The sequence below is a fragment of the Methylophaga sp. OBS1 genome (assembly GCF_026319365.1).
Map to the genome: position 1 here is coordinate 291,504 of NZ_JAPDMS010000001.1, position 14,917 is coordinate 306,420.

Here is a 14,917-nt window from a genome sequence, read left to right on the forward strand (position 1 = left end):
TGGCGGGCCTCCACCGGGCCGCCTTGCTCCGGCAAGTCGGCCGTTTAATATTGGCGTTAGGCATCAAAGGAAATAAAACATGGAAGTAAAAGCTATACTTTTTGTAACTCTCTTAATCATAGTTTCAGGGTGCAGTCAGTCAAATGCGAGTGACCCTGAGTTTTTCGGTGCAAACTTTTCTTTATCAAGCTGCGTACAAAATGCCGGGGATGCCAATGCTCTTGATGACTTCATGACTAATGGAATGAAAATAAAAGCGCCACTGCCATCTGAGTTATCTAAGCATTTTCTGAATGGCTCGGATGGAAAGGCATGGTCGTTTAGTTCACGAGATGGAAATTACGCTGTCGCATACAGAAATGATGGTGTTTGTACTGTTTTTATTAAGGAGACAGACGTTGCTAATTACATCACACACATAAATAACAGTATTAATCGTATCTCGGAAAAATCTGGATGGAAGTTTTCTACAAAGAGCATTCCTATGTTTGCTGGAGATAATGAACTCAAGACATATCAGTTCACTGTGGAATTACCTGAGAAAGAAGTAAGCGTTGTCATGAGTGCAGTCACCAAGGTTATTGGTAGTTATCAGGTGGCTTTTAGTACGAGTTTACTGTAATGCCTAACAAGACATTGCAACTGACCGCTAACGCTTCGGCTGAATGAAGCATTATGCCGAAGAATGCACTGATGACAACTGAAGAACCCATCAAACCCCAGCGACTTTGACTTGGCTTCTGCATGTGGGTTGCGGGCATGAAAAAGTGGTATTTGCAGTGGGGATACGAAACATCGGAAGTGCTGCGTACTAATATTGACGAACGCATTTCATTCATTTTGGAAACAATAGATAGGACCCTGGCAAATTGCTGCAGTTGATATCCCAAAGCGCTGGCGCAGTTTTGAAGGCTACTAATGTGGCATTCAGCCACAAGCTATGGGAGGTGTGAGGCTGATGAGTAAGTATTTCGGTTCCTGTCTATGCGGCACCGTGAAGTTCGAGGTAACAGGTGAGTTTGAAAGCTTTTACCTGTGTCATTGTCACTATTGCCAAAAAGATACGGGTGCCGCTTATGCGGCAAACCTGTTTTCACAGTCAGCTGAATTGATCTGGCATTCGGGGGCAGATGCAGTGACTTCGTTTACGCTTCCTGGCACTCGACATAACAAGAGCTTTTGCAAGTTGTGTGGCTCAGCCCTGCCAAACACGCAGCTCCCAGGTTTGCTCGTCGTGCCTGCGGGCTGTTTGGATACTGAAATAACCATGTCGCCAACTGCGCATATCTTTTCATCCAGTAAAGCGGCTTGGGATGTGGTGTTAACGGCATTGCCGACGTTCGAAGGCCTGCCAGATTGAACTACCATACATAACCAGTGGCTGTTGTCGGACGGATCTATAGTTACGTTCCCAATTTGCCGCAGAGCGCGGGGTAGGACCATTAAGATGAGGAGGCTTTCCTGGTGACAAAATTTAGCGGTGGGTGCCTGTGTGGTGCTGTTCGTTACCAAACGACTGCTGAGCCATTGAACCAGAGAGTGTGTCACTGTAGGCAATGTCAAAAGGCTATTGGTGCAGCATTTAACGCTCGAGTGCTCGTGCGGATTGAAGATGTTTCTATCACCGGACCCGTTAATACATTTTACTCATCAGAGACGCTCGAAAGAGGGGCGTGTGCGCGTTGTGGTACAAGCATATTTTCCCGGCGTGCTTCGGCGGGAGTTATCGGATTTACGGCAGGGAGTCTGGACGATCCGTCGCTGTTTAAACCTGATATGCATTTCTGGGTATCCTCCAAACAACCGTGGATAGACATTGCTGATGATCTTCCACAGTATCCAGAAGCGCCACCAACGCTATGAGTTGCCATCAGAACCGGACTGACAGGGCGATTAAATCCGTCGTTGATGGTCGGCGAGTGCTGGCAAACTCGTCTTGTACATGGCAGCGTGATACTTCGTATGGGGGCGTATGAATATCCTTAAACTCGCAGAGAAGTCCATGTCCATGACTGACGATGTATGGATGAGGCACGCCAACCCATGGAGCGTGTACACAAGGTTTACGACGTTACCACTCATTTCCATTGCATTCTGGTCGAGGGACTGGATTGGCGCTTATTCCATAGCGCCAATCTTTCTAGCCATATTGTGGGTATGGCTGAACCCACGACTATTTAATGTGCCAAGGAAAACAAATAATTGGGCCTCAATGGGCACCTTTGGAGAGCGGATTTATCTCAACCGCAAAAACACAGCTATTCCGCATCATCATCGAATAGTCTGCCGAGTCTTGCAGTGTTTATCCGCTATCGGTCTTCCAATCTTCATTTATGGCTTGGTTGCGCTGGATTTCTGGATTTTGGTCCTCGGTAATGTCTGGATAATGGTTTTTAAGGCATGGTTTGTCGATCGTATGGTGTGGCTATACACCGATATGAAAGACGCTAACCCCCGCTACCAATCATGGTATAAAACATAATGCGAGAGCGTTATGCACTCATATTTTAAAATCAGGATGAATATGCAGTATTTAGGATTTCTTTTTGTATGGATGCTCTCAGCTAACGTATATGCTTCGGAGAATCAGCTCGAAAACCTGTACCAAACCAACAACGTTGAAGGCTCAATACTCATTGAGTCTGCTGATGGAAAATTAAAGTATCAATACAACCTGAATAACGAAGCAAGTTACATCCCTGCTTCGACATTTAAAATTCCCAACACGCTCATCATACTTGAGGAAGGTTTGATTAAAGATGCCTCGGAAGTGATTGCCTGGGATGGGGTTGAGCGTGATTATGAGCCATGGAACGCGGATCAAACACTGAAAACAGCCTTTCAAGTCTCGTGCGTATGGTGCTATCAACGTTATGCCAAAATGGTAGGCGACCAGAAATACCATCAGTACCTCCGTGATTTTGATTATGGAAACCAATTAACCGGCAGTGAAATCACACGGTTTTGGCTGGACGGTGATTTGCGGGTCTCTCTGGAAGATCAAATCCGCTTTCTGCGAAAAGTCTACGCAGAGACGCTACCCATACAGCAACAACATATAAAAACCCTGAAGCAGATTATGCTTTCCGACAGCAACAGCGCTGTAAAAATCTGGTCGAAAACCGGCTGGTCCGGTAAAGATGGATGGTATGTGGGGTATCTGGTTGTCAACAATCAAACCTGGTTTTTTGCCAACCACATTGAGATAAAGCAAAGCTCAGATTTGGCGTTAAGAAAATCGCTTACCCTGGAAGCATTTAGATTGCTGGATATTGTCGAACACTAATAGGTTTAAGAGGCGCGCTGTTGGACTGAGTTCCTGGCTTCTCCAGTAGGGAAGGGCATCAAGCCTGCTATTTTGGGCAAGCTATACCCTTTCCAAGCCAAACCGCTGTTAACTAAGTGCCCATAAACTTGATCAGCAAGCCCGCTAGATAAAGGCCAAACCCAAAAACCAGATGGGTCACTAAGCTTTGAATTCTCGCTTGCCATGGGTTGGGTGTTTTCGCCGCTGCGATGCCGGCGCCCATACATGGTTGCATCAACAGAAATGGTGCGGCTAGTGTTCCCAGGCCGACCCAGAGGGCGGGGACAAGTTTAGGCTGTTCAATCCATGACATCCCCCAGAATATGATTAATATGCTGGCAAAACAGATGCCGGTCAGATAGTGGGCAAACCAGCCTATAAAGCATTCTCCCTGAATGGGTTTGGAGGCCTTGATCGATTGATGCTGAAACTGTCCTCGCATCATATGGCCAAACCAGCGGCCCACCAGGCAGTAGTTTGGCGGAGAGATACCGAGTAAGGGCTTGCGAGCCAGTCCCCATATATCCATCAAGAGCGTGGCGCCGATACCAAGGCCAATAATGGTTATTAAATCGTGGGTGATGTTGTCCATAATTTTTCCTTATCAACGTGATTGATGCTAGCCTACAACTTCAAGTTAACTTTAAGTCAAGGGCTGTATGGATATTTCTCAGGTGGCAAAAAAATCAGGTCTTCCGGCTTCTACGCTACGCTATTATGAAGAGAAGGGGCTGATCCATTCGACGGGGAGGCAGGGCCTGCGACGTACTTTTTCGCCAGCTGTCCTGGATCAGTTGTCATTGATTTCACTCGGGCGCGCGGCTGGATTTTCGCTGGACGAGATTGTGCTGATGTTTGAACCTGGCAGCGACCAGCCCCGAATCGACAGACAACTGCTGTCGCAAAAGGCTAACGAGCTGGACAAGAAAATTCGCCAGTTAACTACCATGCGGGACGGACTAAGGCATGCCGCGGCATGTACTGCGCCCAGTCATCTGGCGTGTCCCAAGTTCCGGCGGTTAATGAATCTGGCTACGCTCAAGGTCCGAGACAATCGAAGAAAGGGAGTGCGCGGTAACGTGGAATAAACAGTTGCTTATGCACAGGGGAGAAGCATAGCCAGTGAAAACGTTGAAATATGTGGGAGCATTCTGTGTGCTTCTGCTTAGAACCTGGTACCTGTTTGAAGACTATTGGTATAGAAAAACCACTCCCGAAAATATGGGTATCAACTACCGCGTTGCCATCACTTCGGATTCAGTGCTGAGAGCGGGGCTGCTGTATATAAGATAAGCACTCAGACTCTGCGTGATATCGTGTTGGATGATTTCATGGGTAAACCTTATTAAGCCACACTGATCCGGCTTTTGAGCATTGAGGTAGATAAAATATGGAAATTATTCCTCTGGCTGATAAAAAGGCATTGATTATTGAGTTGGCAACACGCCACCATGCGGAATGGCAACATTTGAACCCGTCGCTGACGCTGGAAGGACGCAGGAAAGTCATCAGGGATGCCGCAGGACGAGAGGGGATTCCCTCGATCTTTATTGCTTTGTCTGGCAATGAACTGCTTGGCTCGGCGGCGATAGTCCATCACGATATGGACACCAGGCGGGATTTATCCCCCTGGTTAGCAGCGGTATACGTAAAAGAGGACTATCGGCATCAAGGTATAGCCAGCAAGTTAATTTCACGCTGTGAACTTGAGGCTGTGCAGTCGGGTGTTTCTGTCTGGTATCTCTATACTGAGTACGCATCAGGGCTCTATCAAAAATTGGGCTGGCATCATATGGAACGATGTCTGTATAAAGGCGTGATGGTCGATATCATGTACAAGCGAATCGGTTGATTGCCAGAAAACAGTGACGGATAACGGTGACAATCTTGCAAAAGGACTTGGAGTGGGACTGTTAAATAAACTTGATTTCGTCAGGGACGAGATAAAAGAGATTCCCGGTATTGAGAAAAAGCCGTCCGGTGGCATCAGAAACTTCGGTTCCAGGGTCGGCTATGCCATATCATTAGGCTTTAAAGAAAAAGAAATCTTTCTATTCAGTTTGCTGCAGTGGGCATCAATTGGCCTTGCGTATTTGCTGTGGGTACAGATGCTTGATTGGATTCCCGAGACGGTCTGGCGAAGTGCCGCAGAATCGGATGATGGTTCAATTGCAGACTGGGTGCTCTTAGCCTGGTCTTTTGTGTGCGTTGGCCTGGCGGCCTTCCCAGTGGGGATTCTTACTGGATGCATGGGGGCGACCCATTTCTTGCATAAGCAAGGTCGTCAATCGAGCGTGGCAAGCTGTTTAGAGCTTGTTCTTCCCCACAGCTGGTCCCTATGGTCGTTTCACTGGATTGATGGTTGGATCACGGTGAATCAAATACTGGATCGATTGCCCAAGAAAGGAGGGCGAAGGAATGCGGTATTAAGTGAAGCGCTGTATTATGCCTGGAAGCTGGGTATCTCCGGCATTTTGCCCAGTATTGTTACAGGAAATAACCTGATTAAGTCGGGTAAAAATTCGGTTATTTTCGTCAAAGATAATTTTGTCGAAGTGGCCAAGTTGCGGGCCGGCTATTCAGCGCTTTGCTGGATTATCGGCTGTGTCAGCTATGGTGGCGTCATCGTTATCTTTATGACTATGGATATCGTGCCCAGTGGCGATGAAATATACGGTCACATTTATACCTTCTACTTTTGGGCTGGTGTTCCGCTATTGATTACTTTGGCAATTCTGATGCTGGTGCTTCGACCAATCTTTGTTTTGGCTTTATGCGATCTTTACTCTGATTATCTCAACAAAAAAGGGGTAGAGTTCGAGTTACCGGAAAACCCTGATAAAAGCACCAGTGCCATTGTTGCTTTCGCCTGTCTTTGTCTTATTGTGATGTTGGTTTATGTGTTTCGCGTCGAACTCGGTGTGATAGAGATGCTGTCGACACCCTATGGGCAGTAAAGCCAATCGGAATGCCTAATAATCTGCCAGTTAAACAAGGATTGAACATGGGTAATTTGAATACAGTTGAAATCAAGGCTTTCGTGCCAGCTAGAGATTTTGAACGGTCTAAGCAGTTTTACTCAGATATCGGCTTTACCAAAGCCTCAGACTCTGGAGGCATTGCTTATTTCCGCTATGGTGATTGCAGCTTTCTGTTACAGGATTTCTACGTGAAAGAACTCGCAGAGAACTTGATGATGCACGTGCTGGTTGAGGATGTAAAAGCGTGGCATCAACACATAACCCGGTCTGGTGTGGCGGAAAAATACGGCGTTGCGGTTTCAGAGATCACAGAGCAACCCTGGGGGATGCTGGATTTTATCGTTGATGATCCCAGTGGTGTTGTCTGGCGCTTTGGTCAGAATATCTAGGCATTACCACCGTGCTTATAGTGATAGCAAACATAGAAAGCCTGAAACTGCTGTGGCCTACCGCCTGGATGCCAGCTAAGTGAACAAGGCATTAGTGACCGGGGCAAGTGGGGCGACCGGAAAGCGGGTCGTGGCTGAACTGCTCCGGCGGAACATTCATGTCGTGGCTATCATGCGAGAAGGGAGTTCGCTGACAGACATTGTTGGTAATCAGGCTAATTACTCGGAAGTCACTGCTGATATTTCCCAGCTTAGTGAGCGGGAAGTTGCAGCTCATCTTGTTGGTTGTGGTGTGGTTATATCCTGTTTGGGGCATAAGCCCACTTTCAAAGGGGTGTTTGGAGAACCCAGACGCCTGGTCACCGATACCCTTAAGAAACTTATCAGTGGTGTTGAAGGTGTTGCTCCAGATCACAAAGTGAAGCTCATTCTGATGAATACATCGGGAAACAGTAACCGTGATATCCCTGAAAAGCCGCCATTTTCCCAGAGATTCGTGATCTCAGTTGTCCGTTTTTTACTGCCCCCACACCGGGATAATGAGCAGGCAGCAGATTATCTGAGAACCCATATCGGTCAGAATCATCCCATCATTGAATGGGTTGCAGTGAGACCGGATAGTCTCATCAACGAATCGGAGGCCTCGGCGTATAGAATCTTTCCTTCGCCGATCAGAAACGTCATTTTTAATCCGGGCACGACCAGTCGGGAAAACGTAGCTCATTTTATGGCCAGTTTGGCTGTTGATCCCGACCTCTGGTCTGTCTGGAAAGGGAAGATGCCGGTGATATATAACGATGCGGGCTAAGGGACTGACGATGACACGAAACGGCTCAAATAATACTTCGTGAGGTGTTATACATGCCTCTGATGGATGACGTGCACGGTGTCTGTAAATTAGGTATCTGACTTTAGATTAAAGCAGCTATCCTTTTTGCAGGATAGCCGCTTTATTCGTTTATCTGGAGTATTAAGCTCCAGCAGAGTCGATGATTAGGTTCTCCATGGATGATCCGGTAAATCACAGACACCGATGGTTTCGACCCCAGCTCTTGCCACTAGATTGTCATTTTCTACAGAACTGCCACTGACGCCAATGGCACCGGACATATAGCCATCATCATCGACGATCGGGACGCCACCAGGGAAGGTAATCAGGCCGTTGTTTGAGTGCTCAATGCCATATAAAGGCTGGCCCGGCTGGGACAGCTGCCCGATTTCACCGCTGGGCATGCCGAAATACAATGCTGTCTGTGCTTTTTTTATAGCGATGTCAATGCTGCCCACCCAGGCATCATCCATGCGGTAGAACGCTTTTAATGCACCGCCGGAATCAACAATAGCTATGCACATGCGGGTTTCAGTAGACTCTGCTTTGGCGAGTGCACCATCAATAGCTTTATTCGCTGCTTCTGAAGTGACATGCATATAAACCTCCTTTTTGATTAACTGACAACGCCAAGTACTCTCCTACACTCACGCGCTGTGCGTAAATGGAAGAAGATGACTGTTTTGTTGCCGTGTTGGATTTAAGCTGTCACTAAAGGTGACAATTTATCTGGCGACTTGGTTTAGTAATAATCACATAGCCGGGCGGGGAAGAATTTGTTTCAGCGGAAACACATGAGCAAAATAATCGAACTTAAGCCGGATAAGCGGAGATAAACATGCTCTCGTCATATTTACCGTTGATGGGGTTGGTTTTATTGATTGTTATGCTGAGACCACTTTGCTGGTGGGCCTCACGCATGGCTACAGTGTTATATCACAAAGCTGCTGTCTGGTTGTTAAAGGCCAGGCATCGAGACGAGGTGGCCGGCCTGTGGTCTCAACTCAAAGTTCGCTACCCGAAAATGAGCGAGCTTGTGCAGGCGAGACTGACAACGTCGCATTTTTCAGGCTTACTACTAAGCCTCATCATATTGGTGATGCTATATCTGCTGGCATTATTCGCCGGGCTGGTCGAAGAACTGCTGGAAGCAGAAGAGCTGATCCGGATCGATTATTGGATTAATGAACAACTGACACTGATTCGAACCGACAGTACCCTGATGGCTTTTGCCTGGCTGACGGATCTGGGTGGCGCTCCGGCGCTTATCGCGGTAGCAGTGGTCGCTACGGGGATATTCTGGGCGCATCATCTGAGTGGCTTTATTGCGCCTCTCTGGCTGACGGTGTTGGGTTCGCAGCTGATGACTTATACCGGTAAATTCCTGCTACAGCGACCACGACCTGAATCAGTAACCGATTTGGTCGAGATAACGCCTTCATTTCCCAGCGGTCATGCCACCAGTGCGCTCGCGGTTTATGGATTCATGGCCTACATCATCAGCCGGGGGGTAAGTTCGGCTCGCCAGCGATTTGAGTTAATTTACTGGGCTGCGATGTTAATCCTTTTGATAGGGGGGAGTCGTTTGGTGTTGAGTGTTCACTATGCCAGTGATGTGGTCGCAGGGTTTCTGGTTGGCAGCTTCTGGTTGCTGATGGGAATCGCTGTGGCAGAATTAATTCACAGAAAATGGCAGCACCAGAGCAGCGGTGAGCTATGAATGCGCCAGTGACCGGTAGGCAGAAGAATCGCCTCCCAATGTGGCTAAAAGTTGGCTACACCGTACTCGTTTGTATCATTGTGCCGATTTACTGGCATGAACTGGGCCCCACAAACTTTCTCTGGTTTTCTGATATTGCATTGATAGCACTGGTAGCAGCAGTCTGGCTCGAAAATCGTCTGATAGTGAGCACCATGGCGGTCAGTGTTTTATTGCTGGAGACCGCCTGGGTCATGGATTTTATGACAGGTAGCCAGTTCATGGGGATTGCCGCTTACATGTTTGATGAGACTGAATCCCGGCTTATCAGGCTGCTCTCTGGCACTTTTCATCTGATCCTGCCACCCTTACTGCTCTATCTGTTATTACGCCTTGGCTATGACAGGCGGGCTTTCCGGTCGCAGGTGATGCTTGCACTGTTAGTGCTGCCCCTGACTTTTGTAGTGACAGAACGGACAGACAATATAAATTGGGTTTATGGTCTTGGAGGGCCTCAAACCGTGCTGCCGCCATTAGCTTATCTGTGTCTGTTCTTTGTGGCGCTGGTTGTATTGATCTATCTGCCATCCCATCTTTTATTCAGACATTTTTTCAGTCAGCAAAAAGATTACCGGCGTGTGGCAGGGCAGTAACGTGGCAAAACGCGATAACACCTGCAACGAGACAGGGAGACTTCAACCCGATATTGGTGATGACGATGAGTGACTGGCTTCAACTGTCACTGCTAACCCTCATAGCTGGCTTGATGATGCCACTGGGGGCAGCGTTGGCATGTATCGAGCGGATACGTCCATCCTGGCTTGAGACCGACTTCAGACATAGTGTTATCGCCTTCGGTGGTGGTGCCTTGATTGCTGCCGTGGCGCTGGTGCTCGTGCCACAAGGCAGCAAGGATTTATCGCTGACGCTGGTCTGTATCAGCTTTGCCAGCGGTGGTCTCGCTTTTATGGGGCTGGATTATTTTCTCTCTAGCCAGGGCACGTCAGTCAGCCAACTGGCTGCGATGTTGACTGATTTTGTTCCTGAAGCATTGGCGATGGGCGCTACTTTTACCGTTTCTCCTGAGGCAGGGCTGCTACTGGCAATCATCATCGCACTGCAAAACTTACCCGAAGGATTTAATGCCTACCGGGAATTGGCTCAGTCCACCTCTTACCCGTCATGGTCTGTGGTATCAGCATTTACACTGATGGCATTGCTAGGGCCGTTAGCAGGTTTGACTGGACATTTTTTTCTTGCTGACCATCCCGTTATTATTGCCATGGTTATGATGTTTGCTGCCGGTGGCATCCTGTATCTGATCTTTCAGGATATAGCGCCGCAAGCAAGGTTGAAAAATCACTATGCGCCGCCGTTGGCTGCCCTGGGCGGTTTTTTGTTAGGTCTGATAGGTCATCAGATCATAAGCCCTTAAACTTTCATTCCCTAAACAATCAAAAGCCTACCGCTCAGGCATTTATATTAACCCGGGTTTGCATGTAGGTAGGTATAGAATGATACGATGTATCATAGCTTTTGATTGAGATGATTGACCTAATTCAGATTTATGTTGTTTCGACACGCTTATATGCAGGTGCTGCTGAGTTTGCTGTTGTTGGTGATGGTACAAGCCAACAGCCAGGTGCATGCGGCTAATCATCATTTATTTGATGTCCCCCATATTCCCGCTAGTTGTGATTGTGAGCAGTTTCATCTCACTCAACACATCGGCGATATTTTTTTCAGGGGCACTGCCAGGGCGCTTTTATCCTGCTGGCAAACATCGCCGACAGCATCTGAAGAGCCCATCGATTATGGCTTACTGTCAATCATTAACCATGTCAGAGCACCACCACATCTCTCTATCTGAATCTTAGACATGATTGGACGCACCTTATAGCGTGCGCTTTATTCAGCGTGGAGAAAAAGATGAAAACCATATTTAATGCCAGCGCAATGCTGGCCGCGCTGGTTGTTTATCCCGTGCATGCACAAGCACAGGACAAAAGCCAGACTTACAACGAGCAACCTCAATTAGCTGCAGCCGAACTCGATACCTTAACGGTGACCGGCACGGCGAAGCGAACACCTGTGTTCAACACACCAGCCGATGTCCAGGTGTTGCAGGGCAGGGAGAAACAAAAAAATCAATCAGCCTCATTGGGAGAGACACTCGATCGCTTACCCGGTATCAGCAATATCGGTACTGGCAGCCAGACGGGCAAGCCGGTAATCCGCGGGCTGAGTGGCAACCGGATACGGGTCATGCAAAATGGCATTGGTCTCTATCATCAGCAGTACGGGGTGCGTCACGCACCCAATATCGAGCCTTTTTTTGCCGACAGAATTGAAGTGGTGAGAGGGGCGTCAAGTATTTTGTACGGCTCCGATGCCATCGGGGGCGCAGTCAATGTTATCTCTACTCCCGTTCCCTTTGCCTCGCCAGGAAAAACTGAACTGGGTGGGGAAGTGACAGCAGGGTACGCCACGAATAATAACGAACGTATGGGTGGACTCAGGATCAATGCCGCTAATGACCAGTTCGGTATGACCGGGGCCTTTCTGGGACGGGAAGGCGAAAATATCACGACCCCTAATGAAGCTACTTTCTCAGAAAGTGGCCGTCCGGGTGCGCCCAATTTTTCCGGTGAACTGGATCATACTGATTTTGAACAGCGTAATGGTGAGTTTGCCGTGGGGTGGTTAGCACCATTCGGCACCATTACCGCGCGTTATAAACACTGGGAGGATGAGCATAACTACCTTCTACCGCCGCCTCTCAATCTGCCTGATGGCATCGGGATTGGTCAGAATCTGGAGAATGATCTGTTGCAGCTCGAGGCGATGATCGATTTATCGCCAGGCTGGCATCTGGAGCCCAGCTTTACCTGGTCAAATAATAAACGGCAGTCAAACCCCGGGCCGCCGCCTGCTGCCGATCGTCCACAAGGTAGTACGCGTGACTATTTACCTGAGGATATTGTGATTGACCTGGAGCGGGACAGCTACACTGGACGGGTAGAACTGGTTCATAACGATATTGATGGCTGGCTGAGCGGCCGTTGGGGGATTGAGGTCGTCCGGGAGGAGCAGGTCTCCAAGGGACAAGTTGCCTTATCACCGGGCGGCGAAATCAGTAATTATTCGGTGTTTGGATTTGAAGAGTTCGAGTTGGGCGACTTGACGCTTAATGCCGGTTTACGTTTTGACCGTCGCGAACAGGAAGCCAAGGCCAGCGAAACGCGTGACCAGACGGTGATTCCCGCGAACGCAGGCTCAAGGGAACAGACCTATAGCGTGATGACCGGATCAGTCGGTGCCAGTTATCAACTGACCGATAATCTGGTTGCCGCAGCTAATCTGGGTAGAGGCTTCAGGGCACCAGACCTGTTTGAATTGTTTGTCAACGGGGTTCATGGCGGTGTCGCAGCTGTTCAAATTGGTGATCCGACGCTGGAGGAAGAAACCGCGATCAATACAGATTTTTCTTTGCGGTGGCGGTCGCAGCGGTTGCAGGCCAAAGCAACCATTTATCGAAACAAAATCAGCGATTACCTGTTTTTTGGTGATACTGGCCAGACCAACGCCGGTGGCCTCCCTATTCTGCAGGCAGAACAGGCGGATGCCACACTCTATGGCGCTGATTTGTCTGCGCATTATCAATTGAATACGCTGGTTGCATTACATGGTAGTTATGAGGTGGTCAGGGGCGATTTTGATGACAGCGGCAATGATCTGCCTCTGCTTCCGGCTGACACAATCAGAGGGGGCGTCACCCTGACGCCGACTGCCATGGGGGCATTGGAAAATCCTTATCTGACGGTTGAAGTGGTCCACAAAAAAGACAAGGATGCGGCAGGGCAACTGGAACCTTTCAGTCAGTTCGACAACACGCCTTTTGGTACAGCATCAACGGATGATTACACCTTGCTGAATCTATACGCTGGCTTTGATTTGCCTTACGAGGCCAGTGGTCAGCCGGGTAGAATTGCCTTGCGTGTCAATAATCTGCTGGATGAAGACTATCGGGATTTCCTGGATACCTATAAAGGTTATGCATTGAGTCCTGGACGTAATGTCACCCTGCAGATGAACCTGCCGTTTTAAGCATCGCACGATGAGTTCCCGTTGCAGGCTTAAAGGGACTCACTAACCAAGGGCGGTGATCTTTCACTCCTGACAAGATCACCGCCTGATATTTCACTGTCATAGCTGCAGTTGTCTGGACTTGTTGCTGTTTCAGCATTATTTCTCCCAATAACTTCATACAGCGTGGCAGCAAAAATAAATGCACCCAAGATCACGCTTCTCCAAGAGACCCTGAACAAAAGCTTGAATAGCCTGTCAGAAGTTTTGATTAAGCTAATTGTGCTGTGTTAGCTTAGTTAATTGTGTTGAAAACATCGCTGTAAGAGGTGGGGGGCCTGTCAGTCGCAGCTTTCAACTCAAGAGAGAGATAAATCCATTAATAACAACGAGAGGACAGGTGCTGTATGGTGTCTGAAGGATTAAACAACAATACCCCGTCGTGGGCCAGCATCCTCGGTGTGGTGGCTATCATGCTGGGGGTTTTTCTAACTGCCGTTCATGGCAACGAAGCAATGAAACAGTCTGTAATCGTCAATAACATGCCAGCAAGTGGTGTTATGCCGGAAGCAGACTGTCCTGAAGAGGAACTTGAAGAAGAAGGAATCACTGTTGCTGAGTGTGAATATCTTATCGAGCACGTTAAAGGTATCGCACTGGCCGCCCCTGATTGGTTCCCTGCTGCACAAATGACACTGGCTGGTATTGGTGCAGTGTTGGCGTTTTTGTCCATCATTATTGGTGGGGCGCTGGTGAACTACACTCCCTGGGCTTCCAAAGCGGCTGTCACGGTTTTCGGTGCATTGGCTGCGGTCGACTTGCTGCAGTTTGCTGCGGTGGTTAATACCGGACCAACTTTGCGTGAAGTATACCTGGGCGGGATCCTGCTCTGGTTTATTCTTCACTTGATGTTAGTCGTCGGCGCACTCGCTGGCAGACACACCGAAGCCGAAGCTTAATTCTTCAATCATTGCAACGAACTATAAACGGAAGCTGTTATGCAAAGACAAGGTTTTAACAGAACGGCGGTAATCCTGCATTGGTTGCTGGCTGTTTCAATTTTCTTTTTATTCATTTCCAGTTGGTGGATGATGGGGCTGCCGCTACCATCTCCGGAATTGCAGTTCCGGGCTTTCCCATTCCAACTTCACAAAAACATCGGTATCACGTTGGTGATTATTATTCTGATGTTGCTTTATGTCCGGCTGAAGTATCGTCCGGCCCCAGTGGATTCAACAAGTATGACAGGCTGGATGCACTGGCTGGCGATTCTGGCACACGTAGCTATTTACGGTTTGATTCTGGCCGTGTGTGTCACCGGTTATTTGTCATCAGCGCNTACTCGCTGGGATACCGTCTGGTGGTGGATCATTGAGTTTCCGCGGATTGCGGCGCCGGATGAAGAGATGAACGAGTTCTGGGGTGAATTGCACACATAAACCGCCTGGGTTCTACTCGGCATCGTTGCTGTTCACGTCAGTGGCGCGATTTATCATGCGTTTAGAAATGACGGCATTGTTCGTCGGATGATGCGCTGGTAAATACAGCAAAATTGATGAAAAATGGGTCGCAAAGCGGCCCATTTTTTTATCTGTAAAAAACTGAAGCATTCACAANCCAATCAAG

19 protein-coding genes are annotated in these 14,917 nt (G+C 48.4%); 17 read left to right on the top strand and 2 right to left on the bottom strand.

The features are described from left to right. Positions 1 to 79: 79 nt before the first annotated feature. The 5 genes from OMQ46_RS01375 to OMQ46_RS01390 all read left to right on the top strand — a co-directional run bounded on the left by OMQ46_RS01375 (position 80) and on the right by OMQ46_RS01390 (position 3,286). The gene (locus OMQ46_RS01375) at positions 80 to 622 is read left to right on the top strand and encodes an NMCC_0638 family (lipo)protein (protein ID WP_266235201.1); all 543 of its coding nucleotides are present in this window, start codon (positions 80 to 82) and stop codon (positions 620 to 622) included. Between the two features lie 336 nt (positions 623 to 958). Further along, a complete protein-coding gene (locus OMQ46_RS01380) occupies positions 959 to 1,360 on the top strand; it encodes a GFA family protein (RefSeq protein ID WP_266235203.1) in 402 nt (133 codons plus the stop codon). 179 nt (positions 1,361 to 1,539) lie between these two features. Continuing rightward, the gene (locus OMQ46_RS16605; protein ID WP_416234830.1) at positions 1,540 to 1,863 is read left to right on the top strand and encodes a GFA family protein; all 324 of its coding nucleotides are present in this window, start codon (positions 1,540 to 1,542) and stop codon (positions 1,861 to 1,863) included. Between the two features lie 163 nt (positions 1,864 to 2,026). After that, a complete protein-coding gene (locus tag OMQ46_RS16575) occupies positions 2,027 to 2,482 on the top strand; it encodes a DUF6653 family protein (RefSeq protein WP_323135142.1) in 456 nt (151 codons plus the stop codon). Between the two features lie 42 nt (positions 2,483 to 2,524). Further along, the gene (locus OMQ46_RS01390; protein ID WP_266235207.1) at positions 2,525 to 3,286 is read left to right on the top strand and encodes a penicillin-binding transpeptidase domain-containing protein; all 762 of its coding nucleotides are present in this window, start codon (positions 2,525 to 2,527) and stop codon (positions 3,284 to 3,286) included. Positions 3,287 to 3,398: 112 nt separating this feature from the next. Here OMQ46_RS01390 and OMQ46_RS01395 read toward each other — a convergent pair whose 3' ends face one another. Then, positions 3,399 to 3,899, bottom strand: coding sequence for a DUF2938 domain-containing protein (locus OMQ46_RS01395; RefSeq protein WP_266235208.1), 501 nt, complete (start codon positions 3,897 to 3,899; stop codon positions 3,399 to 3,401). Positions 3,900 to 3,966: 67 nt separating this feature from the next. On the opposite strand from OMQ46_RS01395, the gene OMQ46_RS01400 reads away from it, so the two are divergent. The 5 genes from OMQ46_RS01400 to OMQ46_RS01420 all read left to right on the top strand — a co-directional run bounded on the left by OMQ46_RS01400 (position 3,967) and on the right by OMQ46_RS01420 (position 7,485). Then, positions 3,967 to 4,395 (top strand): helix-turn-helix domain-containing protein, encoded by a 429-nt coding sequence (locus tag OMQ46_RS01400; protein WP_266235210.1) that lies wholly within the window; start codon positions 3,967 to 3,969, stop codon positions 4,393 to 4,395. A gap of 302 nt (positions 4,396 to 4,697) precedes the next feature. Further along, on the top strand, positions 4,698 to 5,159 hold the full coding sequence (locus OMQ46_RS01405) for a GNAT family N-acetyltransferase (RefSeq protein WP_266235212.1): 462 nt from the start codon (positions 4,698 to 4,700) through the stop codon (positions 5,157 to 5,159). Between the two features lie 13 nt (positions 5,160 to 5,172). Further along, positions 5,173 to 6,264: a hypothetical protein gene (locus OMQ46_RS01410; RefSeq protein ID WP_266235214.1), complete on the top strand. Its 1,092-nt coding sequence runs from the start codon at positions 5,173 to 5,175 to the stop codon at positions 6,262 to 6,264. A 47-nt stretch (positions 6,265 to 6,311) separates the two neighbouring features. Further along, entirely contained in the window at positions 6,312 to 6,677 is a 366-nt protein-coding gene (locus tag OMQ46_RS01415; RefSeq protein ID WP_266235215.1) for a VOC family protein, read from the top strand. Between the two features lie 79 nt (positions 6,678 to 6,756). Further along, positions 6,757 to 7,485: an NAD(P)-dependent oxidoreductase gene (locus OMQ46_RS01420; RefSeq protein WP_266235217.1), complete on the top strand. Its 729-nt coding sequence runs from the start codon at positions 6,757 to 6,759 to the stop codon at positions 7,483 to 7,485. A 185-nt stretch (positions 7,486 to 7,670) separates the two neighbouring features. On the opposite strand, the gene OMQ46_RS01425 is transcribed toward OMQ46_RS01420, so the two are convergent. After that, the gene (locus OMQ46_RS01425; protein WP_266235220.1) at positions 7,671 to 8,105 is read right to left on the bottom strand and encodes a GlcG/HbpS family heme-binding protein; all 435 of its coding nucleotides are present in this window, start codon (positions 8,103 to 8,105) and stop codon (positions 7,671 to 7,673) included. A 320-nt stretch (positions 8,106 to 8,425) separates the two neighbouring features. Between OMQ46_RS01425 and OMQ46_RS01430 the strand changes: the two genes are divergently transcribed. The 7 genes from OMQ46_RS01430 (at position 8,426) to OMQ46_RS01460 (ending at position 14,730) form a co-directional block, all read left to right on the top strand. Continuing rightward, positions 8,426 to 9,226: a phosphatase PAP2 family protein gene (locus OMQ46_RS01430; RefSeq protein ID WP_266235222.1), complete on the top strand. Its 801-nt coding sequence runs from the start codon at positions 8,426 to 8,428 to the stop codon at positions 9,224 to 9,226. Positions 9,227 to 9,264: 38 nt separating this feature from the next. Then, the gene (locus tag OMQ46_RS01435) at positions 9,265 to 9,858 is read left to right on the top strand and encodes a hypothetical protein (protein WP_266235224.1); all 594 of its coding nucleotides are present in this window, start codon (positions 9,265 to 9,267) and stop codon (positions 9,856 to 9,858) included. A gap of 65 nt (positions 9,859 to 9,923) precedes the next feature. Further along, positions 9,924 to 10,640, top strand: coding sequence for a ZIP family metal transporter (locus OMQ46_RS01440; RefSeq protein WP_266235227.1), 717 nt, complete (start codon positions 9,924 to 9,926; stop codon positions 10,638 to 10,640). A 132-nt stretch (positions 10,641 to 10,772) separates the two neighbouring features. After that, positions 10,773 to 11,075 carry a hypothetical protein gene (locus tag OMQ46_RS01445; RefSeq protein ID WP_266235229.1) on the top strand — a complete coding sequence of 101 codons (303 nt, stop codon included), beginning with the start codon at positions 10,773 to 10,775 and terminating at the stop codon, positions 11,073 to 11,075. A gap of 59 nt (positions 11,076 to 11,134) precedes the next feature. Further along, positions 11,135 to 13,312, top strand: a complete 2,178-nt coding sequence (locus OMQ46_RS01450) for a TonB-dependent receptor (RefSeq protein WP_266235231.1) — start codon at positions 11,135 to 11,137, stop codon at positions 13,310 to 13,312. Positions 13,313 to 13,698: 386 nt separating this feature from the next. Next, positions 13,699 to 14,250, top strand: a complete 552-nt coding sequence (locus tag OMQ46_RS01455; RefSeq protein WP_266235233.1) for a hypothetical protein — start codon at positions 13,699 to 13,701, stop codon at positions 14,248 to 14,250. Between the two features lie 39 nt (positions 14,251 to 14,289). Continuing rightward, entirely contained in the window at positions 14,290 to 14,730 is a 441-nt protein-coding gene (locus tag OMQ46_RS01460; RefSeq protein ID WP_266235236.1) for a cytochrome b, read from the top strand. The last annotated feature ends 187 nt before the right edge of the window (positions 14,731 to 14,917 follow it).

Bases quoted from the DNA above. Each gene is read 5' to 3' on its own strand.
- OMQ46_RS01450 (WP_266235231.1), top strand. From the start codon at position 11,135: ATGAAAACCATATTTAATGCCAGCGCAATGCTGGCCGCGCTGGTTGTT.
- OMQ46_RS01440 (WP_266235227.1), top strand. From the start codon at position 9,924: ATGAGTGACTGGCTTCAACTGTCACTGCTAACCCTCATAGCTGGCTTG.
- OMQ46_RS01405 (WP_266235212.1), top strand. From the start codon at position 4,698: ATGGAAATTATTCCTCTGGCTGATAAAAAGGCATTGATTATTGAGTTG.
- OMQ46_RS16575 (WP_323135142.1), top strand. From the start codon at position 2,027: ATGAGGCACGCCAACCCATGGAGCGTGTACACAAGGTTTACGACGTTA.
- OMQ46_RS01400 (WP_266235210.1), top strand. From the start codon at position 3,967: ATGGATATTTCTCAGGTGGCAAAAAAATCAGGTCTTCCGGCTTCTACG.
- OMQ46_RS01445 (WP_266235229.1), top strand. From the start codon at position 10,773: ATGTTGTTTCGACACGCTTATATGCAGGTGCTGCTGAGTTTGCTGTTG.
- OMQ46_RS01430 (WP_266235222.1), top strand. From the start codon at position 8,426: ATGGCTACAGTGTTATATCACAAAGCTGCTGTCTGGTTGTTAAAGGCC.
- OMQ46_RS01455 (WP_266235233.1), top strand. From the start codon at position 13,699: ATGGTGTCTGAAGGATTAAACAACAATACCCCGTCGTGGGCCAGCATC.
- OMQ46_RS01380 (WP_266235203.1), top strand. From the start codon at position 959: ATGAGTAAGTATTTCGGTTCCTGTCTATGCGGCACCGTGAAGTTCGAG.
- OMQ46_RS01395 (WP_266235208.1), bottom strand. From the start codon at position 3,899: ATGGACAACATCACCCACGATTTAATAACCATTATTGGCCTTGGTATC.
- OMQ46_RS01415 (WP_266235215.1), top strand. From the start codon at position 6,312: ATGGGTAATTTGAATACAGTTGAAATCAAGGCTTTCGTGCCAGCTAGA.
- OMQ46_RS01390 (WP_266235207.1), top strand. From the start codon at position 2,525: ATGCAGTATTTAGGATTTCTTTTTGTATGGATGCTCTCAGCTAACGTA.
- OMQ46_RS01435 (WP_266235224.1), top strand. From the start codon at position 9,265: ATGTGGCTAAAAGTTGGCTACACCGTACTCGTTTGTATCATTGTGCCG.
- OMQ46_RS01375 (WP_266235201.1), top strand. From the start codon at position 80: ATGGAAGTAAAAGCTATACTTTTTGTAACTCTCTTAATCATAGTTTCA.
- OMQ46_RS01425 (WP_266235220.1), bottom strand. From the start codon at position 8,105: ATGCATGTCACTTCAGAAGCAGCGAATAAAGCTATTGATGGTGCACTC.